At 65.1% G+C, this 22,082-nt stretch carries 22 protein-coding genes; 10 read left to right on the top strand and 12 right to left on the bottom strand.

Annotated elements, in window-relative coordinates; translation table 11 throughout:
- Positions 1 to 118: 118 nt before the first annotated feature.
- The gene (murB, locus tag D7S89_RS09330; protein ID WP_121277403.1) at positions 119 to 1,150 is read left to right on the top strand and encodes a UDP-N-acetylmuramate dehydrogenase; all 1,032 of its coding nucleotides are present in this window, start codon (positions 119 to 121) and stop codon (positions 1,148 to 1,150) included.
- A gap of 91 nt (positions 1,151 to 1,241) precedes the next feature.
- On the opposite strand, the gene argF is transcribed toward murB, so the two are convergent.
- Positions 1,242 to 2,171 (bottom strand): ornithine carbamoyltransferase, encoded by a 930-nt coding sequence (argF, locus tag D7S89_RS09325; protein ID WP_121277402.1) that lies wholly within the window; start codon positions 2,169 to 2,171, stop codon positions 1,242 to 1,244.
- Positions 2,172 to 2,408: 237 nt separating this feature from the next.
- Here argF and D7S89_RS09320 point away from each other — a divergent pair, with 237 nt between their 5' ends.
- Positions 2,409 to 2,747, top strand: coding sequence for a DUF3579 domain-containing protein (locus D7S89_RS09320; RefSeq protein ID WP_121277401.1), 339 nt, complete (start codon positions 2,409 to 2,411; stop codon positions 2,745 to 2,747).
- A gap of 207 nt (positions 2,748 to 2,954) precedes the next feature.
- Here the strand turns inward: D7S89_RS09320 and rpsT are convergent, their stop codons facing one another.
- Positions 2,955 to 3,230, bottom strand: a complete 276-nt coding sequence (gene rpsT / locus D7S89_RS09315) for a 30S ribosomal protein S20 (protein WP_121277882.1) — start codon at positions 3,228 to 3,230, stop codon at positions 2,955 to 2,957.
- Positions 3,231 to 3,620: 390 nt separating this feature from the next.
- Between rpsT and murJ the strand changes: the two genes are divergently transcribed.
- Both murJ and D7S89_RS09305 read left to right on the top strand, forming a co-directional pair.
- On the top strand, positions 3,621 to 5,171 hold the full coding sequence (gene murJ / locus D7S89_RS09310; RefSeq protein ID WP_121277400.1) for a murein biosynthesis integral membrane protein MurJ: 1,551 nt from the start codon (positions 3,621 to 3,623) through the stop codon (positions 5,169 to 5,171).
- A gap of 5 nt (positions 5,172 to 5,176) precedes the next feature.
- On the top strand, positions 5,177 to 6,016 hold the full coding sequence (locus tag D7S89_RS09305) for a SirB1 family protein (RefSeq protein ID WP_121277881.1): 840 nt from the start codon (positions 5,177 to 5,179) through the stop codon (positions 6,014 to 6,016).
- Between the two features lie 134 nt (positions 6,017 to 6,150).
- Here the strand turns inward: D7S89_RS09305 and D7S89_RS09300 are convergent, their stop codons facing one another.
- The 5 genes from D7S89_RS09300 to lpxK form a co-directional block, all read right to left on the bottom strand.
- Positions 6,151 to 6,909, bottom strand: coding sequence for a 3-hydroxyacyl-CoA dehydrogenase (locus D7S89_RS09300; RefSeq protein ID WP_121277399.1), 759 nt, complete (start codon positions 6,907 to 6,909; stop codon positions 6,151 to 6,153).
- A 199-nt stretch (positions 6,910 to 7,108) separates the two neighbouring features.
- A complete protein-coding gene (gene adk, locus D7S89_RS09295; protein WP_121277398.1) occupies positions 7,109 to 7,771 on the bottom strand; it encodes an adenylate kinase in 663 nt (220 codons plus the stop codon).
- A gap of 224 nt (positions 7,772 to 7,995) precedes the next feature.
- Positions 7,996 to 8,814 carry a 3-deoxy-manno-octulosonate cytidylyltransferase gene (kdsB, locus tag D7S89_RS09290; protein WP_121277397.1) on the bottom strand — a complete coding sequence of 273 codons (819 nt, stop codon included), beginning with the start codon at positions 8,812 to 8,814 and terminating at the stop codon, positions 7,996 to 7,998.
- A 128-nt stretch (positions 8,815 to 8,942) separates the two neighbouring features.
- The gene (locus D7S89_RS09285) at positions 8,943 to 9,149 is read right to left on the bottom strand and encodes a Trm112 family protein (RefSeq protein WP_121277396.1); all 207 of its coding nucleotides are present in this window, start codon (positions 9,147 to 9,149) and stop codon (positions 8,943 to 8,945) included.
- Positions 9,130 to 10,158 (bottom strand): tetraacyldisaccharide 4'-kinase, encoded by a 1,029-nt coding sequence (gene lpxK, locus D7S89_RS09280; protein ID WP_121277395.1) that lies wholly within the window; start codon positions 10,156 to 10,158, stop codon positions 9,130 to 9,132. The genes D7S89_RS09285 and lpxK overlap by 20 nt, the downstream gene beginning before the upstream one ends.
- Before the next feature lie 394 nt (positions 10,159 to 10,552).
- Here lpxK and xseA point away from each other — a divergent pair, with 394 nt between their 5' ends.
- Both xseA and sodB read left to right on the top strand, forming a co-directional pair.
- Positions 10,553 to 11,956: an exodeoxyribonuclease VII large subunit gene (gene xseA / locus D7S89_RS09275; protein ID WP_121277394.1), complete on the top strand. Its 1,404-nt coding sequence runs from the start codon at positions 10,553 to 10,555 to the stop codon at positions 11,954 to 11,956.
- A 245-nt stretch (positions 11,957 to 12,201) separates the two neighbouring features.
- Entirely contained in the window at positions 12,202 to 12,780 is a 579-nt protein-coding gene (sodB, locus tag D7S89_RS09270) for a superoxide dismutase [Fe] (RefSeq protein WP_121277393.1), read from the top strand.
- A 121-nt stretch (positions 12,781 to 12,901) separates the two neighbouring features.
- Here sodB and clpP read toward each other — a convergent pair whose 3' ends face one another.
- A complete protein-coding gene (clpP, locus tag D7S89_RS09265) occupies positions 12,902 to 13,537 on the bottom strand; it encodes an ATP-dependent Clp endopeptidase proteolytic subunit ClpP (RefSeq protein WP_121277392.1) in 636 nt (211 codons plus the stop codon).
- Positions 13,538 to 13,768: 231 nt separating this feature from the next.
- Between clpP and D7S89_RS09260 the strand changes: the two genes are divergently transcribed.
- A complete protein-coding gene (locus tag D7S89_RS09260; protein ID WP_121277391.1) occupies positions 13,769 to 14,749 on the top strand; it encodes a sigma-70 family RNA polymerase sigma factor in 981 nt (326 codons plus the stop codon).
- Positions 14,750 to 14,760: 11 nt separating this feature from the next.
- Here D7S89_RS09260 and D7S89_RS09255 read toward each other — a convergent pair whose 3' ends face one another.
- Entirely contained in the window at positions 14,761 to 16,029 is a 1,269-nt protein-coding gene (locus D7S89_RS09255; RefSeq protein WP_183085141.1) for an EAL domain-containing protein, read from the bottom strand.
- Between the two features lie 285 nt (positions 16,030 to 16,314).
- Complete coding sequence (locus D7S89_RS09250; RefSeq protein WP_121277389.1) at positions 16,315 to 17,763, bottom strand: aminotransferase-like domain-containing protein; 1,449 nt, start codon at positions 17,761 to 17,763, stop codon at positions 16,315 to 16,317.
- Positions 17,764 to 17,892: 129 nt separating this feature from the next.
- Here D7S89_RS09250 and D7S89_RS09245 point away from each other — a divergent pair, with 129 nt between their 5' ends.
- Both D7S89_RS09245 and D7S89_RS09240 read left to right on the top strand, forming a co-directional pair.
- Entirely contained in the window at positions 17,893 to 18,189 is a 297-nt protein-coding gene (locus D7S89_RS09245; RefSeq protein WP_121277388.1) for a DUF2917 domain-containing protein, read from the top strand.
- Between the two features lie 108 nt (positions 18,190 to 18,297).
- On the top strand, positions 18,298 to 19,704 hold the full coding sequence (locus D7S89_RS09240; protein WP_121277880.1) for a CoA transferase: 1,407 nt from the start codon (positions 18,298 to 18,300) through the stop codon (positions 19,702 to 19,704).
- Positions 19,705 to 19,799: 95 nt separating this feature from the next.
- On the opposite strand, the gene D7S89_RS09235 is transcribed toward D7S89_RS09240, so the two are convergent.
- Positions 19,800 to 20,546: a GntR family transcriptional regulator gene (locus D7S89_RS09235; RefSeq protein ID WP_121277879.1), complete on the bottom strand. Its 747-nt coding sequence runs from the start codon at positions 20,544 to 20,546 to the stop codon at positions 19,800 to 19,802.
- Positions 20,547 to 20,690: 144 nt separating this feature from the next.
- Here D7S89_RS09235 and D7S89_RS09230 point away from each other — a divergent pair, with 144 nt between their 5' ends.
- Positions 20,691 to 21,530 (top strand): aldo/keto reductase, encoded by an 840-nt coding sequence (locus tag D7S89_RS09230; protein WP_121277387.1) that lies wholly within the window; start codon positions 20,691 to 20,693, stop codon positions 21,528 to 21,530.
- An 84-nt stretch (positions 21,531 to 21,614) separates the two neighbouring features.
- On the opposite strand, the gene D7S89_RS28135 is transcribed toward D7S89_RS09230, so the two are convergent.
- The coding region (locus D7S89_RS28135) for a hypothetical protein (protein ID WP_183085140.1) at positions 21,615 to 22,082 on the bottom strand (468 nt) is incomplete at its 5' end.

The following is a 22,082-nucleotide window of genomic DNA, read 5'->3' as shown; positions in this document are numbered from 1 at the left end:
GCGCGGTCGCGCCCGCGGCACTCGCTATAATCGCGGACTGAACGCCATTCTACCGACCCCTCTCCCATTTGCCCAAGCTGCGCCGCACCGGCGCTGTGCACCGAAAGCGCTTTTGCCGATGTCCTTGCCCGATTCCGTTCCGTTGCTCTCCGATTACTCGCTGCGTGCGCACAACACGTTCGGCTTCGACGTCCGCGCGCGCCTGGCGTGCAGCATCGAGGCGCCCGAGCACTTCGAGCAAGCGGTCCACGACGCGCGCTGTGCCGGCATGCCCAAGCTCCTGCTGGGCGGCGGCAGCAACGTCGTGCTTCAGCGCGATTTCGACGGGCTCGTCATGCTCGTGGCATTGCGCGGCAAACGCATCGTGCGCGAAGACGACGAGGCCTGGTATGTCGAAGCCGCGGCCGGCGAGAACTGGCACGAGTTCGTGGCGTGGACGCTCACGGCAGGCGTGCCGGGGCTCGAGAATCTCGCGCTGATTCCGGGCACGGTCGGCGCCGCACCGATCCAGAACATCGGTGCGTACGGGCTAGAGATGGGCGAGCGGTTCGCGTCGCTGCGCGCTGTCGAGCTCGAGACCGGTGAGTCCGTCGAATTCGATGCGGCGGCGTGCCGGTTCGGCTACCGCGACAGCTTCTTCAAGCGCGAAGGGCGCGAGCGTTTCGCGATCACGTCGGTGACGTTCCGTCTGCCCAAGGCGTGGGTGCCGCGCGCCGACTATGCGGACGTCGCGCGTGAGCTCGACGCGCGCAAGGCCGCCGCCACGCCGCAAGCGATCTTCGATGCCGTCGTCGCGGTGCGTCGTGCGAAGCTGCCCGATCCGCTCGTGCTCGGCAATGCGGGCAGCTTCTTCAAGAATCCTGTCGTCGACGCCGACACGTTCGAGGCGTTGCGCGCACGCGAGCCGCAGATCGTCTCGTACCGTCAGCCCGATGGGCGCGTGAAGCTGGCTGCCGGCTGGCTCATCGATCAATGCGGCTGGAAAGGGCGCGTGATGGGCGGCGCGGCCGTGCATGAACGGCAAGCCCTCGTGCTCGTCAATCGCGGCGGTGCCACCGGCGCCGAGGTGCTCGCGCTCGCGCGCGCGATCCAAGACGACGTGCGCGCGCGCTTCGGCGTCGAGCTCGAGCCGGAGCCGCTCGTCGTGTGAACGAGCGCGCGGAATGAAAAAGGCCCCACCGGTTGGCGGGGCCTTGGCTGTGCTGCGTGTCTTTTCGCGGCGATCGGCGCGATTGCTACGATCAGTGATTGAGCTTGCCGAGCAGCAGGAACTCCATCAGCGCCTTTTGCACGTGCAGGCGATTCTCGGCTTCGTCCCAGACGACGCTTTGCGGCCCGTCGATCACCTCGGCGCTGACTTCCTCGCCACGGTGCGCGGGTAGGCAGTGCATGAACAGCGCATCGGACTGAGCGCGGCCCATCATGTCCGCATCGACGCACCAGTCGGCGAATGCCGCCTTGCGCGCCTCGTTTTCGGCTTCGAAGCCCATGCTGGTCCACACATCGGTGGTGACGAGGTCCGCGCCTTCGCAGGCCTCGTTCGGATCGTCGAATTCCTGGAAGAACGGCACGCTTTCCGGTGCGACGAGTGCCGGATCGAGCTTGTAGCCGGCCGGCGTCGAGATGCGCAGCTTGAAGTTGAGGATTTGCGCCGCCTCGATCCACGTGTAGAGCATGTTGTTCGCATCGCCGACCCAGGCGACCGTCTTGCCCTCGATCGGACCGCGATGCTCGTAGAACGTGAACACGTCGGCCAGCACCTGGCACGGGTGATATTCGTTCGTGAGCCCGTTGATGACCGGCACGCGCGAATTTTCGGCGAAGCGGCGGATGATGTCCTGGCCGAACGTACGGATCATGATGATGTCGACCATGCGCGAAATGACCTGCGCGGCGTCTTCGATCGGCTCGCCGCGCCCGAGTTGGGTATCGCGCGTGCTCATGAACACCGCATGGCCGCCGAGCTGGAAGATGCCGGCTTCGAACGACAGGCGCGTGCGCGTCGAGTTCTTCTCGAAGATCATCGCGAGCGTGCGGTCGTGCAGCGGGTGATAGGTCTCGTAGCTCTTGAACTTGCGTTTGAGGATGCGCGCGCGTTCGAGCACGTACTCGTAGTCGTCCCGCGAGAAATCGTTGAACTGGAGATAGTGGCGGATTTTTTTTGCGGACATGAAACAAATACGGCGGACTCACCCGGCGAAAAATTGCCGGACGGCGCCGCCGTCAGATGTGGTAACTACAGGCAGCATAAAGGATTTTCTTCTGTTTGACGAGCTTGCAGGCGGCACCGGCGGACGGCCGGCCCCTGTTTGTGTGCAGTGCGGAAAAGGGTGCGCTGCGGTATAATCCAACGCGTTTTTTCTCCAGCCCGGCGGGCAGACTTCGGGCAAGTCACATGGGTTTGGTACATGGCCGAAGCACCCTTCACCGAATATTTCATTCAAGGCATCACCAAGGACGGAAGGAAATTTCGGCCGAGCGACTGGTCTGAACGTCTCGCGGGCGTCATGTCCTGCTTCGGGCCGGGGGCCAAAGGGCCTAACGCCCGTCTCCAGTATTCCTCCTACGTGCGTCCGACGCTGCTTGGCGATCTGAAGTGCGTGATTCTCGATTCCCGGCTGCGTGCGATCGAACCGATGGCGTTCGACTTCGTCATGAACTTCGCGAAGGACAACAACCTCGTTGTCACCGAGGCGTGTGCGCTGCCCGAGGCGGCGGAACTCGCTGCCGTGAAGTCCGGTAAATAAAAGGTGGTGGGTGGCGCGCTCGCGGTGTCATCGAGCGCCGGACGCCGTGAGCCGTGGATTCGCTTGATTGAATGCTACGCCTACAGCGCCTGAGTCCGAATGCAAAAAAGCCCGCAATTGCGGGCTTTTTTATGTGCATCGCAACCCCGAAGGGAGGGCGGTGCAACCTGCCGCGCTGGAAGGCGGCAGGCGTCGCGCGAAGACGGCTTACGCGGCGGCGACTTGCAGGCCCTTGATGGCTGCAGCCAGGCGGCTCTTGTGGCGAGCAGCCTTGTTCTTGTGAACGATCTTCTTGTCGGCGATGATGTCCATCGCCTTGGCCGACAGGCGGAAGACTTCGGCAGCCTTGGCTTGATCGCCGGCTTCGATCGCCTTGCGGACGGCCTTGACTGCGGTGCGGTACTTCGAGCGCAGCGCCGAGTTGTGCGAGTTTGCCTTCGCGGCTTGGCGGGCGCGCTTGCGTGCTTGTGCGGAGTTTGCCATGAGAGTTCCTTGTCCTGTACTGTTCGCGGTGCTCGGCAGAAGAGCCATTCGAGCGCCGCTTTTCGATCTAAACCTCTGGAAGCGATTGCCCAGAGGCGCAAAAAACATCGGCGAAGTGTGTTCGCGACGTGCCGCGAACACAGCCCCCATAAGACCCTACGAGGCACTGCGCGCCGCAGCCCAACCCGAAGCCGGCCGAGGAAAATCGGGTGTGAGCTTCGAAACGCGAAAGTATAGCAACAAAATCAGGCACATGGCAAATTCGGCGAGCGGCTGGGGCGGTCGGCAACGGCTTCGGCCGACGGCAGCCGGCCGTTAGGACCGTCAATTGCGGGAACCAACGAGCGAACCGGTCGCGGTGAAGGAGGGTGTCCGTATAATAGGCGCCCCATGAATCTCTTCCGAGCCCTCCTGACGGTCAGCGGCTTCACGCTGTTGTCGCGCGTGACCGGCCTGGTCCGCGAAACGCTGATCGCGCGCGCCTTCGGCGCTAGCCAATTCACCGACGCTTTTTACGTCGCCTTCCGTATTCCGAACCTGCTGCGGCGCTTGTCCGCCGAAGGGGCGTTTTCGCAAGCCTTCGTGCCGATTCTCGCCGAATTCAAGAATCAGCAAGGGCATGACGCTACCAAAGCGCTCGTCGACGCGATGTCCACCGTCCTTGCATGGGCCCTGGCGCTGTTGTCGGCCGTTGGTGTGGCCCTGGCGTCCTGGGTCGTGTTGGGCGTCGCCTCCGGGTTGAAGGCCGAAGGGCCGGCGTTCGGCATGGCTGTGACGATGACGCGCATCATGTTCCCGTACATCGTCTTCATTTCGCTGACGACGCTGGCCTCAGGCGTGCTCAACACCTACCGCAGCTTTTCGCTGCCGGCGTTTGCGCCGGTTCTGCTGAACGTGTCGTTCATTGCTGCAGCCGTGTTCGTGGCGCCGCACTTGAAGATGCCCGTCTATGCGCTCGCCTGGGCCGTCATCGTCGGCGGCGTCGCGCAGTTTGCCGTGCAACTGCCGGGGCTCAAGAAGATCGACATGGCGCCGCGCATCGGCATCAATCCAAAGGCGGCGCTCGCGCATCCCGGCGTCAAGCGCGTGCTCTGGAAGATGCTGCCGGCGACGTTTGCCGTGTCGGTTGCGCAGCTGAGCCTGATCATCAACACGAACATCGCGTCGCGGCTCGGCCCGGGTGCCGTTTCGTGGATCAACTATGCCGACCGGCTCATGGAGTTCCCGACCGCGCTGCTGGGCGTCGCGCTCGGCACCATCTTGCTGCCGAGTCTGTCCAAGGCGCACGTCGATGCCGACACGCACGAATATTCGGCGCTGCTCGACTGGGGCCTGCGCGTGACGTTCCTGCTCGCCGCACCCAGTGCGCTCGGGCTGTTCTTCTTTGCCGAGCCGCTCACGGCCACGCTGTTTCACTACGGGCATTTCGACGACCGTTCCGTCGTCATGGTGGGCCGGGCGCTCGCCGCCTACGGGGTGGGCCTCGTCGGTCTTATCCTCATCAAAATCCTGGCCCCCGGCTTCTACGCCAAGCAGGACATCAAGACGCCCGTCAAAATCGGGGTCGGTGTGCTCATCGCCACGCAGCTCTCCAATGCGCTGTTCGTGCCGCTGTTCGCTCACGCGGGGCTCACGCTCAGCGTCGGGCTCGGCGCCTGCGTCAACGCATTGCTGCTCTTCATCGGCTTGCGACGGCGCGGCATCTATACTCCGCTGGGTGGGTGGCGGCTGTTCTTCATGCAGCTCGCCGGTGCCTCGCTCGTGCTGGCTGGCGCCATGCATTGGTGTGCGCTCAATTTCGACTGGATCGGTCTGCATGCGCGGCCCTTGGCGCGCATCGCGCTGCTCGGCGCCTGCCTGGTGCTCTTTGCCGCACTATATTTCGGTATGCTTGGGCTGATGGGCTTCAAATACGCTTACTTCAGAAGGCGTGCCAAGTGACGGCCATGACCTCCGTTCTCGACTATTTCGCCACCCTCGTTGCGGAAGACGAGAGCCTGCCGCTGACTGAGACGGCGCTCTCGATCGCGCAGGACGCGTACCCTGACGTCGATTTGCAGGGCACCCTTGCCGAGCTCGACGAACTGGCGCTGCGGCTCAAGCGCCGGCTGCCGGAGAACGCCAGTCTCACCGACAGGATCGGCACGCTGAACCGGTTCTTCTTTCGCGAGCTCGGTTTCGCCGGGAACCTCAACGACTACTACGACCCCGACAACAGCCATCTGAATATCGTGCTCAAACGTCGGCGCGGCATTCCGATTTCGCTGGCCGTGCTGTATCTCGAGCTCGGTGAGCAGATCGGCGTCCCGGTGCGCGGCGTGTCGTTCCCGGGGCACTTCCTGCTGCGCGTGACGTTGCCCGAGGGCGACGTGATGCTCGATCCCACCACCGGCCAGTCGTTGTCGGAAGCCGAAATGGTCGACATGCTCGAGCCGTATCTGTCGCATGCGAACGAGTCGATCGACAGCGCGCTGCGCATGCTGTTGCAGCCCGCGACACACCGCGAAATCATCGCGCGCATGCTGCGCAATCTGAAGGCGATCTATCTTCAGACCGAACGCTGGCAACGGCTGCTGGCCGTGCAGCAGCGGCTCGTGATCCTGCTGCCCGAGAATATCGAGGAAGTCCGCGATCGCGGTTTCGCGTATGCGCGACTCGACTATCTGCGTCCCGCGCTCGAAGATCTCGAACGCTATCTCGGCGATCGCCCCGACGCCACGGATGCGACAGCCGTCGAATCACAGCTGCACGAGCTTCGTCAGCGCACCGATCACGGCAACGACTGAGCACGATTGAGCAGGTGTCGCGGCGCGTTTGCCGCGCTTCGCTTCAAAAACAAACGCCCGCGAAGCTTGGCTTGCGGGCGTTCTCATTGGCGATGACACGGGCGTACAGACGTACTGCGCGCCCGTGGAGCGCATTACTTCGGCTGCATGCGGATCGCGCCGTCGAGACGGATCACTTCGCCGTTCAGCATCGTGTTCTCGAAGATCTGCTTCACGAGCATCGCGTACTCGACGGGTTTGCCGAGCCGCGGCGGGAACGGCACCATCTGGCCCAGCGCGTCCTGAACTTCCTTCGGCATGCCGAGCAGCATCGGCGTCTCGAAGATGCCGGGGGCGATCGTCATCACGCGGATCGCGTTGCGCGACAGATCGCGCGCGATCGGCAGCGTCATGCCGGCTACGCCGCTCTTCGATGCGGCATAGGCGGCTTGACCGATTTGTCCGTCGAATGCAGCGACCGATGCGGTATTGATGATCACGCCGCGTTCGCCGTTCGCGTTGGGCTCGTTCTTGGCCATTGCCGCTGCGGCAAGGCGCAGCACGTTGAAGGTGCCGATCAGGTTGATTTCGACCGTGCGGCGGAACGCGTCGAGCGGATGCGGGCCGTCCTTGCCGACCGTCTTCACGGCGGGCGCGACGCCTGCGCAGTTCACGAGGCCGACGAGGGTGCCGAGCTGCGTGGCAGCGGCCACTGCTTGCACGGCGTCCTCTTCGCGGCTCACGTCGCATTTGACGAACACGCCGCCGAGCTCGCTCGCGAGCGCCTTACCCGCGTCTTCGTTCAGATCGGCGATCGCCACCTTGCCGCCTTGCTCGGCGATCATGCGTGCCGTGGCCGCACCGAGGCCCGATGCGCCGCCGGTGATCAAAAATGCGTTGCCGCGAATCTCCATGCTTTCTGCTCCTGTTTGTTTCCTCAGGGTTGCGGGTGTGCCGCCCTTGGTTCGTTGCGTCTCGCTTCGTGTGCGGACAGCCGATGATTGTAATCGCTTGCGGGCGTAAAAAAACCCGCCGACAGGGGCGGGTTTGCCTGCATGCGAGCTGGCATGCGCGCGGCGTTCGGTTGCACCGCGCTGCCAGCCGCTGGCCGGCTTACTTGAGCGCGTCGAACACGCGCTGACGAATTTCGTCGACGCCGCCGAGGCCCGAGATGCGACGGTATTGCGGTGCCTGCAAGCCGTTCTCGACGCCGCGCGCGGCCCATTGCTGGTAGTAGTCGACGAGCGGCTTCGTTTGCGCCACATAGACGTCGAGACGCTTCTTCACCGTCTCTTCCTTGTCGTCTTCGCGTTGCACGAGCGGCTCGCCCGTCAGATCGTCCTGGCCTTCGACCTTCGGCGGATTGAACTTGACGTGGTAGCTGCGGCCCGAGGCCGGGTGCGTGCGGCGCCCGCTCATGCGCACGATGATCTCGTCGAACGGCACGTCGATCTCGAGCACGTAATCGATTGCGACGCCGGCTTCCTTCATCGACTCGGCTTGCGGCAGCGTGCGCGGGAAACCGTCGAACAGATAGCCGTTCGCGCAGTCCGCCTCGAGCAGGCGCTCCTTCACGAGACCGATGATCAGCGTATCGGGCACGAGTTCGCCCGCGTCCATGTAGCGCTTCGCTTCGACGCCGAGCGGCGTGCCCGCCTTGACTGCCGCGCGCAGCATGTCGCCGGTGGAAATCTGCGGAATCCCGAATTTTTCCTTGATGTAATTCGCCTGAGTACCCTTGCCGGCGCCAGGTGCACCCAACAGGATCAAACGCATGGTGGTATCTCCGAATCGTATGTGAATGCTGCAGCGCGATACGTTCAACGCAAAATGGATCGGTACGGTGGCCGTTTCGTCGCGCAAAAGAACGACGACCCGCCGTGCGGACGCATCGTTCGGAACGACGCGCCGACCGAGGCGGGCGGTAAAAGACGAACGGGAACCGAATACCGAATGTTGCGAAAAACTCGCGCAATCGGCCCTGATTATGCCATGGCTCGTTACGGCTCCGAGCGGAAAAGCGTGCGCACGCGCTCGAGATCGGATGGCGTATCGACACCGGGCGCCGGCGCGGCATGCGTGACGAGCACCGCGATGCGCTCGCCGTGCCACATCGCGCGCAATTGCTCGAGCATTTCGGCTTGCTCGATCGGCGCTTGCGCGAGCGTCGGATAGGTGCGCAGAAAACGCGCGCGGTAGGCGTACAGGCCGATGTGGCGATACACGGTGTCGGCGGGCGGAGCCGGCATGGCGGCCACGTCGAATGCGTCCGCCCCGCAATGCGGCTGATAAGCGTCGCGCAGCCACGGGATCGGCGCGCGCGAGAAGTACAGCGCCACGCCGCGTGCGTCGAGTGCGACCTTCACGACGTTGGGGCTGAAGACCTCGGCTGCATCGGCGATCGGGTGCGCCGCCGTGGCGATCGCACAGTCGGGATTGGCGGCCAGATGCGCGGCCACGGCGCGCACGAGCGCGGGATCGATCAGGGGCTCGTCGCCTTGCACGTTGACGACGATCGTATCGTCGGGCCATGCGAAATGCGTGGCGACTTCGGCGAGGCGATCGGTGCCCGACGGGTGATCGGCGCGCGTCATCAGCGCGTCGATGCCATGCGCGCGCGCGGCATCGATGACACGTTGCGCGTCCGACGCCACGACGACCTGGCTGGCACCCGATTCGCGCGCGCGCTCGGCAACGCGCACGACCATCGGTTTGCCGGCAATGTCGGCGAGCGGCTTTTCAGGCAGGCGCGTCGAAGCAAGGCGTGCCGGGACGACGGCGACGAACGCGGGGGCGTTGGTGCGAGCGGATTCGGTCATCGGATGGAGGGGCGAAGGCGGTTCGATACAGCTCGCGCCCATGCAGGGGCGAGCCGAGGTGCAAGGGGGTGACGGCGGCGGCCGATGCCCGGAGGCGATGGTCTCTGGCCGCGCGAGCCGGTGCGGTATTACGCGATGCCGCTCGGGTCGAGCGGCTCGACAACCGTGCCTTCGACCGTCTGCCGCGCTTCGTCGACGAGCATCACGGGGATGCCGTCGCGAATCGGATACGCGAGCTTGTCGGCGTTGCAGACGAGTTCCTGCTTGGCACGGTCGTAAGCGAGCGGACCCTTGCAAATCGGGCATACGAGGATTTCAAGCAGGCGAGCGTCCACGGAGTTTCTCCACAACCAGAGCGATGAGGCGGCCAGGCAACGCGGCTTCCACTGGGACGACCCAGATGCGCGCGTCGCGCCAAGCGTTTAATTTTACCGCATCCTTTTCAGTGATCAGGATGGCGTCGGCTTGCGCGTCGGCGAACGGATTGTCGCGAAACGCGTAGTGATCGGGCAGCGCGTGCGTGGCCGGCGCAAGACCCGCCGCGCGCAGCGTCGCGAAAAAGCGCTCGGGCGCGCCGATGCCGGCCGCGGCCAGCACGCGTTCCCCTGCAAATTGCGTCAGCGGCCGGCGCAGGTCCGGCTGCTCGAGGTGCCAGGCGTCCCCGGGCGTCAGCGTGAGCGCGAACGTGTCGGGCCACGGCGGCAGCGCGCGCTCGAACGGGTTGTTCACGAGCGTCGCGTCGCGCCGGCGCGAGAGCGGCTCGCGCAGCGGGCCGGCCGGCAGCAGCAGACCATTGCCGCCGAGGCGCTGATCGAACACGACGAGCTCGACGTCGCGCGCGAGCCGATAGTGCTGCAGGCCGTCGTCGCTGACGATCACGTCGACTTCGGGGTGCGCGGCGCGCAGCGCCTGGGCCGCCGCGACGCGATCCGGGCAGACCCACACGGGCGCGCGCGTGCGGCGTGCGATCAACAGCGGCTCGTCGCCGGCGTCTTCGGGCGAGGAGGCCGGGGCGACGCCGCGCGGCGTGCGCACCTTCGCGCCATAGCCGCGCGAGACGACGCCGGGCGTGAAGCCCGCCGCGCGCAAGGCTTCGACGAGCGCGATCACGGTCGGTGTCTTGCCGGTGCCCCCGACGGTCACGTTGCCGACCACGACGACGGGAATGCCGACCTGCACGCGCTGGCGCCAGCCCAGCGCAAAGCTGGCGCGCCGCAGCGCGGCGAGCGCGCCGAACGCGCACGCGAGCGGGCTCATCGCCCAGGCAAAGGTGCCGCGGCGCTGCCACTCGTGCGCGACGAAGGTTTCGAGTCGCGCTTTGATCCGATCTGCAAAACTTTTCATGGCGCGCGCACCGTCGTGTGAAAGAAGCAGTTCGAAAGCCCGCCACTCTAGCGGCGCTACGTAGGCCGGGCAAGTCGGGGTGCGCTTGAAACAGCGCCGCTGCGCGGTCCGAGCGCCTGTGGATAACTCTGTGAAGAAGTTCCTCCCGAAACGACGCAAAGGCCCATCAATCAAGCGTCTTGTCGGCAACGAGTCAACTCTTACGAAATAATAAATCGTTAAAAATCAATGGGTTGCATTTTTGACTTTTGACCCTGCCCAGCGTGGCATGCATGCGAGGCCGGCACGCCGCCATGTGGGAAAACTTGCGCGGCATGCACAAATGGACCCGTCGGACTGGACGCGCGGCGCCGGGCGGTCTATCGTCTGTCCGGCCAGAAAAATCGGGTCCCGTATGCATTCGCGTTCCTCCTTTCCTCCGTCCGGTTCGGGCGCTTCGACGCCCGGTCAGCCATTCGACGGTGACGTCGCCGTCCCTGTCTCGGTGCTCAATCGTGCGATCAGCACGGCGCTCGAGCGCTCGTTTCCGCTCGTCTGGGTGGCCGGCGAAGTGTCGAATTTCACGCGTGCGGCGAGCGGTCATTGGTACTTCTCGATCAAGGATGCGCAGGCGCAGATGCGCTGCGTGATGTTCCGCGGCCGTGCTCAATATGCGGAATTCACGCCGCGCGAGGGTGACAAGATCGAAGTGCGCGCGCTCGTCACCATGTACGAGCCGCGTGGCGAATTGCAATTGAACGTCGAGGCCGTGCGGCGCACAGGGCTCGGACGCCTGTATGAAGCGTTCCTGCGTCTGAAGGCGCAACTCGAGGCAGAGGGGCTGTTCGACGCCGACAACAAGCGGCCGCTGCCGACGCATCCGCGCGCGATCGGCATCGTCACGTCCTTGCAGGCTGCCGCGCTGCGCGACGTGTTGACCACGCTGGCACGACGCGCGCCGCACATTCCCGTCATCGTCTATCCGGCGCCTGTGCAAGGCGCTGGCGCCAGCGAAAGGCTGGCGGCGATGATCGAGGCGGCCAACGCGCGACGCGAGGTCGACGTGCTGATCGTCTGCCGTGGCGGCGGCTCGATCGAAGACCTCTGGGCCTTCAACGAAGAGGGGCTGGCGCGCGCGATTGCCGCGAGCGAGCTGCCGATCGTGAGCGGGGTCGGCCACGAAACCGATGTAACGATCGCCGATTTTGCCGCCGACGTGCGGGCGCCGACGCCGACCGGCGCGGCCGAGCTCGTGAGTCCGCAGCGCACGATGCTGCTGCGCGAGCTCGATCATCGCGTTGCCACCCTCGCGCGCGGCTTCGGACGCTTGATGGAACGCCGCGCACAGCAACTCGACTGGCTCGCGCGCCGGCTCGTGAGTCCGGCCGAGCGGCTGCGGCGTCAGCGCGCGCTGCTGGAGCAACTCCAGGCCCGACTCGCCGCGGCGGGTTCGCGCCCCGTGCGCGATGCGCGCGCGCGCTTTGCGCTCGTGCAGGCGCACTGGCAGCGCTGGCGTCCCGATTTTGGCGTGCATCGCCAGACGCTGGACGGCTTCGCGCGACGGCTCGAGCACGGGCTCGCGCGTCAGCACGAACGACACGCGGCGAAGGTGGCGATGCTCGGGGCGCGGCTGGAGGTGCTGAGCCCGCAGCGCACGCTCGAGCGTGGCTATGCGGCACTGCTCGACGCCCAAACGGGGCGTGCCATTCGCTCGCCGAGCGCGCTCAAGCGCGACCGCCGTCTGACCGTCCACCTCGCCGAAGGGGCGGCCGATATCTCGCTGGCCGACGTCCAGCCGCGCCTGACCGACGGGTTCTGAACGCGCGCGAGAAGCAAGCGGGACGCACGCACGCGGCGGGCAGGACGCAGCCGGGAAGCAAACGCGTCTTTGGCACGACGAATACGGCCGATGAGAGCATTTTTCACGCCGATCAAACGCGGTCGGTGGTCAATGCTGCCCATAAAGAGCCGCTGGTTTGCGGGGTTATTCCAACTCGCCTACAATCCAGTGCTCCAAAGCGTCACGGCCATAGTCCCCATACTTTCGATAGAAGGAACAGCATCATGGAACATACGCTCCCGCCGCTGCCGTTCGCCAAGAACGCGCTTGCTCCGCACATGTCCGAAGAGACGCTCGAGTATCACTACGGCAAGCACCATCAGGCTTACGTCACGAACCTGAACAACCTCATCAAGGGCACGGAGTTCGAAAACCTGTCCCTCGAGGAAATCGTGAAGAAGTCCTCGGGCGGCATCTTCAACAACTCGGCACAAATCTGGAATCACACGTTCTTCTGGAACAGCCTGTCGCCGGCAGGCGGCGGTGCGCCGGCCGGTGCGCTCGGTGACGCGATCAACCAGAAGTGGGGTTCCTTCGACGCGTTCAAGGATGCGTTCTCGAAGGCCGCGGTCGGCAACTTCGGCTCGGGCTGGACCTGGCTCGTGAAGAAGGCGGATGGTTCGCTCGACATCGTGTCGACGAGCAACGCTGCGACGCCGCTCACGACCGACGCCAAGGCGCTGCTGACGATCGACGTGTGGGAGCATGCCTACTACATCGATTACCGCAACGCACGTCCGAAGTTCGTCGAAGCGTTCTGGAACCTCGCCAACTGGGATTTCGCAGCGAAGAACTTCGCTTGACGCATCCCGGCTGAGTCGACGTCGTGCGTGACCGCTTCATGCGGCGCACGGCGCGACGAAGGCAGTGCAAGACAAAAAGCCCTCGATTTCGAGGGCTTTTTGCTTTTGAAGCTTTGGGAATTCAAAGCGTCGTACGTCGCGCGATGTCGCTCAAGGCCGCGCGGTCGGTCAGCACGTCGTCGATGAGGCCGTATTCCTTGGCTGCTAGAGCCGACATGAAATTGTCGCGATCGGTATCCTTTGCGATTTGCTCGACCGATTGTCCCGTGCGTTCGGCCAGCACCTGGTTGAGCCGCTCGCGCAGGAACAGCACTTCCTTGGCCTGGATCTCGATGTCGGCTGCGGTGCCCTGACTGCCGCCCGACGGCTGGTGAATCATGATGCGCGCGTTGGGCAGCGCAAAACGCTTGCCCTTGGCGCCGGCTGCCAGCAAAAACGTGCCCATGCTGGCGGCGAAGCCCGTGCATAACGTCGAGACGTCGGGCTTGATGAATTGCATCGTGTCGAAGATCGCGAGACCGTCATAAACCGAGCCACCCGGCGAGTTGATGTAAAAGGAAATATCCTTGTCGGGGTTCTCCGATTCGAGGAACAGCATCTGCGCGACGATGAGGCTGGCCGTCTGTTCGTTCACGGGGCCGACGAGAAAGACGATGCGCTCGCGCAGCAGTCTGGAGTAGATGTCGTAGGCGCGCTCGCCGCGGCCCGAGGTTTCGATGACGGTCGGTACGAGCTGGCTGTAAGGGTAGGGATGCATGGCGTTCCTCGCATGAATGGTCGACGGTGGCCGCGCATGCGTGACGCACGGCGCTCGAAGCACATGACGCACGGATCGAACCTATTGTGACAAGACTGAGCGAGAAATGCAGCGGACGGCCCGTAAAAAAATATTGCGCGGCTGTCACGTCGCGATGAACTCGAACGTCAACGCGGTAGACGCTGTGCGACGCGCGCAGCCACGACGAGGACGACGCCTGGAGCGTGACGAATGACGCAACGACCCATCGACAAGACACCCGGTTTCCGAGCCGCTTCGGCGCGGCTCGTGTCCATTGCCTATCGGATGCTCGGCAGCCGTGCCGAAGCGGAGGACGTGGTGCAGGAAGCGTGGCTCAAATGGCACACGGCCGACGTCGATGCGCTCGACGAGCCGCTCGCGTGGCTGACGACGGTCACGACACGGCTCGCGATCGATCGCTTGCGCCGCTTGAGGTCGGAACGCGACGCCCGCACGCGCGAGTGGCTGGCCGAGCCCTGGCTCGAGAATAGGGCGCCGTCCGCCGAGGACGAAGCGTCTCGCACCTCGTCGTTCCTGCATGGCCTCGCGCTGCTGTTCGAGAAGCTTTCGCCCGACCAGCGCGCGGTGTTCGTGCTGCACGAGGCATTCGACTGCGACTATGAGCAGATCTCGGACGTCGTCGGCAAGACGCCGTCGCATTGCCGCCAACTCATGCATCGGGCGCGCGCTCGCCTGCAGCGCAAGGCCGACTTGCCGTTCGACCCGACGCATCTGGCGACGCGCATGCAAACGATCGAATGCTTGCGTACGGCGATCGAAACGTGTGATGAAACCGGGGCGATGCGCTTGTTTGCGCAATCGACGGTGCTGGTGACCGATGCGCTCGATGCGCCGCCCGTCACCACGGCGAGCCTCGCCGCACAGGCGCTCATCGGCTCGGCCGCGGCGCTCGCGGGGCGCGGTATGGTCCGTGCGGAAACACTCGTAGGAGCGGGCGGCCTATGCATCGCGCTCATGCGGGGGCTCGAGATCGTCGGGCTCGTCGGTGTGTCGTTCGCCGGCGTATGTATCGGCCGCATCCATTTGCTGACCGATGCGGCGCGCCTGCGCGAGGTCAACGAGGCGTTCGGCGCAAGCGCGGTCGCGCGCTTGCTTGCGCGTGTACGTGCGTCATGCATCGACGATGCGCGCGGTGCCGAAAACGCGTTGCTCAAGGCCGCGCCGGCTTGAGTCGCCCAGGTTCAGCGAACGTGCGCGGTCGCATCCCAGTTGATGTCGGCGCACAGCACCTGCAAGCCTTGCGCCGTTTGCGCGGCGATCGAAGCGGTCACGCACAGATGGGCTTCGTTGATCGACAGATACGGGGCGGTCAGATGCACGTGGCCCGGCGCACGCACCGCTTCGATGAAGTACGGGCGGCGTTCCCAGCTGGCCCCCTCCGAATGCAGCAGCGGGCTGAAACGCTTCGCGCGGCGCGACACGCGGCCCGGCGGCAGGATGTTGTCGCCGATCTGACGGCCCTGCGCATCGAGCAGGAAGCACCGCGCGGTATCGGGCAACGCGAGCAGCGCCTCGGTGCCCGTGTCGACCGGCTCACCGCCCACCACGCGCAGGGAGGCTTCTTCGAGTGCCGTGACGTACGGTGCGAGACGCGCCGCTTGCGCGCGCTCGCGTGCCGCTACGCGCTCGCGCAATTTGGCCGACAGCGCATCCATCAATTGCGCCGCCACGCGCGGCTCGACGGGCTCGACGCTGGGGCCTGCGAAGAACGTCCCTTGCACGAAGTCGACGTTGCATTCGAGCGCGATCAACGCGTCGCGCTCGGTCGTGAGCCCGCCCATCAGTACGAGCTGCCCCGACTCGTGCAGCAGCGAGACCAGCCCCGGCAGCACGCGTTCGATATGGGAGTGCTCGCTTGCCTGTGCGAGGATGCAGCGATCGAGCGAGACGATGTCGGGATGGAGATGCCAGACGCGATCGATGTTCGAGTGTTTGGCGCCGAATCCGCCGAGCGCGATCAGAAAGCCCGATTTGCGCAGACAGTCGACGATTTCGGCGAAGCGGCTCGTCTCCCCGCCGGCCTGCTCGGGCACTTCGAGCACGACGCGTTGCGGCGGCAAGCCCAATGCCTTCAGGCCCGCGAGCAGGGCGTCGCCGTAGCTCGTGTCCATCAGCGCGGCCGGATGCAGGCTCAGGAAGAGCCACTCGTCGTGGCTGTCGAATGCGCTGAAGTTGCCCAGGTGCAGCGACTCGGCAAGCCGGCCGAGTTCGAGCAGATCACCGCGCCGAGCCGCCTGCGTGAACACTTCGTGCGACGGCACCTGCCTGCCTTCCTCGTCGTGCACGCGTAGCGACGCGTGATAGCCGATCGCCCGGCGATGTGACACCGAGAACACCGGCTGGAATACGCTGAACACCGTGTAGCCGCCGTAGACGACGGTACGCCGGGTGTCGGCGTCGCCCGCAACGGGGCGCGGCGGCTGGAAGCCGGGGGGATCGAGTTCGATCATGCTTATGACTGACGTATGGGGAAAACGCGGCGCGCAAGGCGAGGCGAGTCGCTCACTTTATCGCACGAACCAGCAAGTTCCATGCGCAATATCAAAAAAAGCCTTCTGAGCCTTGACCGGCAACGACTTGCGACGGACGGGCCGGACCGTTCTCATGCCGTTTCGCGCGAGCTTGCACAATTTCGGTGCGTTGCGGCTCGGTGTTGGGTAGGCGAGCGGGGCATGCGCAGGACGCGGCTTCAAGTTTAGGCCGATCTGTATTTTTTGCTTCGATTGGTTGCGCGCTCAATCAATCGAGGCGGGTTCGCGCGCGGTCGCTTCGAGGTCATCGGGCGCGAGTTGTGCGGCTCGCTCGAAGAACGCTTTCGCGCGCGGATCACTTGCAAATGCCGCGTTGATGCGAATCCACGGACTGGTTTGCGCATGCGGGCGGAAGTAGCTGCCCGGCGCCACGGTCACGTCGCACGAGGTTGCGCATTGCACGAGCCGCTGCGAGTCCGCGACGTGCGGGACACGCGCCCACAGGAATTTACCGCCCGAAGGCCTTGCGAACAGTTGCCAGCCGTACGATTCGAGCGTCTGCGCGGTCGCCCCGAGCGCCTCGCTCATACGCCGGCGCAACCGGTCGAGAAACTTGTGATAGGCGCCGCGCTCGAGCATGGTGAGCACGACGGATTCGCCGAACATCGATCCGCTGATGCTCGTGAGCATCTTGATGTCGGCGAGGTGTTTGACGATCGCGTGGCTCGCGGCCACGAAGCCGATGCGTAGCGACGAGGACAGCGTCTTCGAGAGCCCGCCGATGTAGATGACCTGCTCCAGTTGATCGAGCGCGGCGAGGCGGTCGGTCGGGCTTGCCTGGAAATCGGCGTAGATGTCGTCCTCGACGATCATGAAGCCGTACTCGCGCGCCAGCTGCAGCAGACGGAAGGCGACAGCCGGTGTGACCACGGTGCCGGTCGGATTGTGAAAGACGGTGTTGATGAAGATCGCGCGTGGACGGTGTCGCTTGAGTTCGGCTTGCAGCACGTCGAGGTCGGGGCCTTCGTGCGTGCGCGGAATGCCGACGACGTTCACGCCGTGAAGCTTGAGGAGTCCGAATAAATTGTAGTAGCCCGGGTCTTCGACGAACATCGTGTCGCCGGCCTTGAGCAGATAGCGCACGATCAGATCGACGGCTTGGCTTGCGCCGAACGTGGTGAGGATTTGCGACGTATCGGCGCGGATGCCCAGCGGCGCGATGCGTGCTTGCAAGTGCTCGCGCAGCGCGGCGCAGCCGAGTGGCGTGGCGTAATCGATCGTGCTCGCGCGATCGGTCCGCACGACATGTCGAATCGCTTGCGCAATGCCTTCCATGTCGCGCCACGCCTCAGGGATGAAGCCGCTCGCGAGCTTCAGCGTATCGCCGGGGTGGTTGAACTGCTGCAGGATGTAGCTCGATTCGTCCTCGGCGCGGCGTGGATCGGACGTGCCGTAATTGTTCGGCAGCGCGTGCGCATGGCCGCTCACGTAAAAGCCCGAGCCGTGCCGCGATTCGACGTAGCCCAGCGAGACGAGGCGATCGTAGGCCTCGATGACGGGAAAGCGGCTAATGCCGTATTCGGCCGCGAGTGCGCGAATGGACGGCAGTTTCGCGCCCGCATGCGCCTCGCGCGAGCGAATCCAGTGCTCCATGCCGGCGACGATCTGGTCCGTCAGCGGCACGCCGGTGCCGCGATCGAGTTCGAGCTTCATCCGCGCTCCAGACTGTTCGTTTTTTTAGCTGCACAGTTTAGATAAAACTGTTCGGAACTGTGCATGTGATTGTACGTGGTGTGTCGCAATAATGCTCTGACAGTACGCACTTTGGGAAGGAGCCTCGCGATGCGCGAAATCCGCATATTCGAAATGGAGCAAGACGAGCCCGCGACGGTCTGGTCGATTGCAAGGCCGCTCGTCGTGACGGTGACGGCAGGGCAGTTGTGGCTGACGCTCGAGGGCGATGCCGAAGACTATTGGCTCGACACGGGGCAATCGTTCCGGTTGCCGGCCGGCGCACGGGCATGGGTTGGCGCAGGGCGTGGCGACGTCCGTATGACGGCCGCGAGCATCGGCTCGCGCGCGCAGCCCGGCGTGGCTCGCCGCGTGCTCGGGTTGATGCCGCGCCGGGCACTAGCGTAAGCAGCGCCTGGAACAGATCGAGACAGGTTGATTATTTGAATCAAGATTGATCGATATGGCCGGCGATTCTAGACTCGTTTGCAGCTCGACTACGGTCTTTCGCCGAACATGACACCGCTTAGCGCTCTCGACCATCTGTGGTCCCTGGCTGGCTGCGATCGCGCAGCCGTGGACGATATCCACTTCGAAGGCGAAGACCCGGGCCTGCCGTCGGTCTATCGTGTCGGCACGCTCGCAAGCGCGACGATCGGTGCGCAGGCGCTGGCCGCTGCGCAGTGTCATCGTTTGCGCACGGGCCGGGGGCAGCGCATCAGGGTCACGATGCGCCGCGCGCTTGCAGCATTTCGCAGCGAACGATACTTGCGCATCGACGAAGGGCCGGCGCCCGAATTACGCGATCCCTTGACGGGTTTTTACGAGACGCGCGATGGTGAATGGATCCAGTTGCATACGAACTTCGCGCATCACCGCGCAGGTGTCGTCAAGCTGCTCGGCTGTGCGAACGAATACGAGGCCGTGGTAAAAGCCATTCGCGGGAGGGATGGCGCTGAGCTCGATCAGGCACTCGCCGATGCAGGATTGTGCGCGGCCTTGATTCGCAGTCCAAACGAATGGGCCGCGCATGAACAAGCGGCAGCCGTTGCCGCGTTGCCACTGTTCGAAATCGAGCGCATCGGTGATGCGCCGCCGTTGCCGATCGGACGGGAAGCAGCGACGCAAGGTGCTGCGCAACCGCTCACGGGCACGCGCGTGCTCGACTTGAGCCGTATCATCGCGGGGCCTGTCGCAGGGCGCACGCTCGCGCAGCATGGCGCCGACGTACTACTCATCAACGGTCCGCATCTGCCGAACGTCGCACCGCTCGTCATCGACAACGGGCGCGGCAAGCGCTCGGCCGTGCTCGACCTGCGCGACACGAGCGGCCGCGATGCGCTGCTGGGGCTTGCCAAGGAGGCCGATGTCTTCCTGCAGTCGTATCGCCCCGATGCATTGGCGGCGCGCGGGTTCTCCCCGCAAGCGCTGGCGCGGGTCAAGCCCGGCATCGTCTATGTCTCGGTCAGTGCATATGGCCGCGAAGGGCCGTGGGCGATGCGCCGCGGCTTCGACAGTCTGGTGCAGTCGGCGAGCGGCATTGCGTGGACCGAGCGCGAGGCGGCAAGTGCGAGCGCACCCAAACATCTGCCGTGCCAGGCACTCGATCATGCGACGGGCTATCTGGCCGCGTTTGGCGCGATGGTCGCGCTGGCGCGTCGTGCCGTCGAGGGCGGCAGTTGGCATGTGCGGCTGTCGCTGGCGCAAACGGGGCATTGGTTGCAGTCGTTCGGCACCATCGACGATGGCTGGCGCGCCGCCGACGTGAAACGCGAGGAGGTACCCGACTGCATACAGCACGTCGCATCGCCGTTCGGCAGCGTGGCCGCCGTCGCACCGGCCGAGACGATGTCGGCGACGCCGCCGCGTTTCAGTTGCCCGCCGGTGCCGGTGGGCACGCATGAGCCGCGCTGGCTCGGCTGACACACACGACGTTCAGCGCCCACGAGAACGCATGCGCAACGTCATTGGACGAGCCGCATGCGTTCATCCGCCGATGTGCATGGTGCACGGTACGTCTACTTGCGCAACTCGGCGACGAAGTCGTAGTAGTCGTTACGGCAGTACGTGTCGGTCAGTTCGATGGCGCGCTGGTCGGCCGTGTAGCCGATACGCGTAATCAGCAGCAGCGCGTCGTGCGGCGCGATGCCCATCTGCCCGGCGAGCTCGTCGCTGGCGTTGACGGCGCGAAAGTGCTGCAGCGCCCGCACGATCGCGTGGCCTCGCTGTTCGAGGTAGCTGTACAGCGAATCGCCGATCGCATGCGGATCGGGTACGACGGAGGCGGGCAACGTCGAATTCTCGACGGCCATCACGATGCCGTTGGCCAGACGCAGACGTTTCAGGCGTGCAACGGCAGCCGCGGGCGACAACCCCAACTGGATCACTTCTTCGCGGTTGGCGGGCTGAATTTCGCGCGAAAGCCATTGAGAGCTGGGCGTGAAGCCGCGCTGCCGGAGCATTTCGCTGAAGCTCGACAAGCGCGAAAGCGGATCGTCGTAGCGCGGCGTGATGAAGCTGCCTGCTCCTTGCGTGCGGCGAATGAGCCCTTGCTCGACGAGCAGCGCGATGGCCTTGCGGGCCGTGATGCGCGAGACGCCGAGCGCTTCGGAGAGCACGCGTTCGGACGGCAGGGCTTCGCCCGCGGTCCAGCGGCTTTCGTGGATCGCATGGCTGAGCTTGCGGGCGAGTTGGAGATAAAGCGGCGTGTCGTTGTCCGGGTCCGGGCGCAGGTCGCGCCAACGGTCTTCCGAGGGTGCGTTCATGGAATAGGCACAGGCATAGGGCAAGCGGCCATTCTAAGTCATCAATGCCCGGCTGTACGTGATGGCGACCTTTTCGGATCGAATCAGCTGGTCGGCGTGCGGGCCGCTAAACTCGAACGCATCGCGACAACGAAGGAGAGCGGCATGACGCACGACGACTCTGTCACGCTGCCGGGCGGCGAACGAATCGCGAAGCTCGGGCAGGGCACGTGGGAGATGGGTGAACATCCGAAGCGGCGCGCGGCGGAAATTGCAGCGCTGCGCGCCGGCATCGAGCTCGGCATGACCCTTATCGATACAGCCGAGATGTACGGTGAAGGCGCCACCGAGACGCTGCTCGGCGAGGCGCTGGCCGGGTTGCGCGAACAGGTGTTTCTGGTCAGCAAGGTCTATCCGCACAATGCGAGCGCGCGTGGCGTGGTGGCCGCGTGCGAGGCGAGTTTGCGACGCTTGCGGACGGATCGGCTCGATCTCTATCTGTTGCACTGGCGTGGCCAGTTCGGGCTCGAGGAGACGATCGAAGGATTCGAGGCATTGCATCGTGCCGGCAAGATTCGTTACTGGGGCGTCAGCAATTTCGACGTCGACGATATGCGCGAGCTCGTCGATGCGGGAGGTGCGGCCTGTGCAACGAATCAAATCCTTTATAACGTCGCGCGGCGCGGGGCCGAGTTCGATCTGTTGCCGTGGATGAGGGAGCGGGGGATGCCGGCGATGGCATATAGCCCGATCGATCATCTGCGCTTGCCGAAACGTTCGGTACTCGACGAGATCGCGCATGCGCGCGGGATATCGGCGATTCAGGTCGCGCTTGCATGGGTGCTTGCTCAGCCCGGTGTGTGCGCCATTCCGAAGGCCGGTAGCGTCGAACACGTGGAAGAGAATCGCCGCGCGCTCGATCTACGACTCGGAGAGGACGAGCGGGCGGCGATCGACGCGTTCTTCAAGCCGCCTCGATCGAAGCGGCCGCTCGAGATGTTGTGATCGACTCGTGAGGGCGGGGAAGCGCGCCGTCCAACATGTTGCAGGTTTGAGCGACGGCGCGATAGCGCCGTCGTTTCGCCTGGGTCAATGCCCGTGGCCGTTGCCACCGCCGTGGCCATTTCCGCCATTGCCACCGTGGCCATTGCCGCCGTGGCCGTTGCCATTGCCCTGGCCACCACTATTGCCACCGCCTTGACCGCTGCCGTCGCCGTGGCCGGCGTTGCCATTGCCGTTGCCATTGCCGTGTCCGTTGCCGTCGCCATCGCCGCCGCTGCTGCCGCCACCGTGACCGCTGCCGCCGCTGCCGCCGCTGCCGCCGCTGCCGCCGCTGCCGCCGCTGCCGCCGCTGCCGCCGCTGCCGCCGCTGCCACCGCTGCCACCGCTGCCGCCGCTGCCGCCGCTGCCACCGCTGCCACCGTGACCGCTGCCACCGTGACCGCTGCCGCCGCTGCCGCCGCTGCCGCCACTGCCGCCACTGCCGCCGCTGCCGCTGCCGCCGCTGCCGCTGCCGCTGCCGCTGCCGCTGCCGCTGCCGCTGCCGCTGCCGCTGCC

It is taken from the genome of Trinickia fusca (genome assembly GCF_003628145.1).
GTDB lineage: Bacteria > Pseudomonadota > Gammaproteobacteria > Burkholderiales > Burkholderiaceae > Trinickia > Trinickia fusca.
The sequence above is the reverse complement of the archived record's forward strand: the minus strand, read 5'-3'. Positions and strand labels throughout refer to the sequence as shown.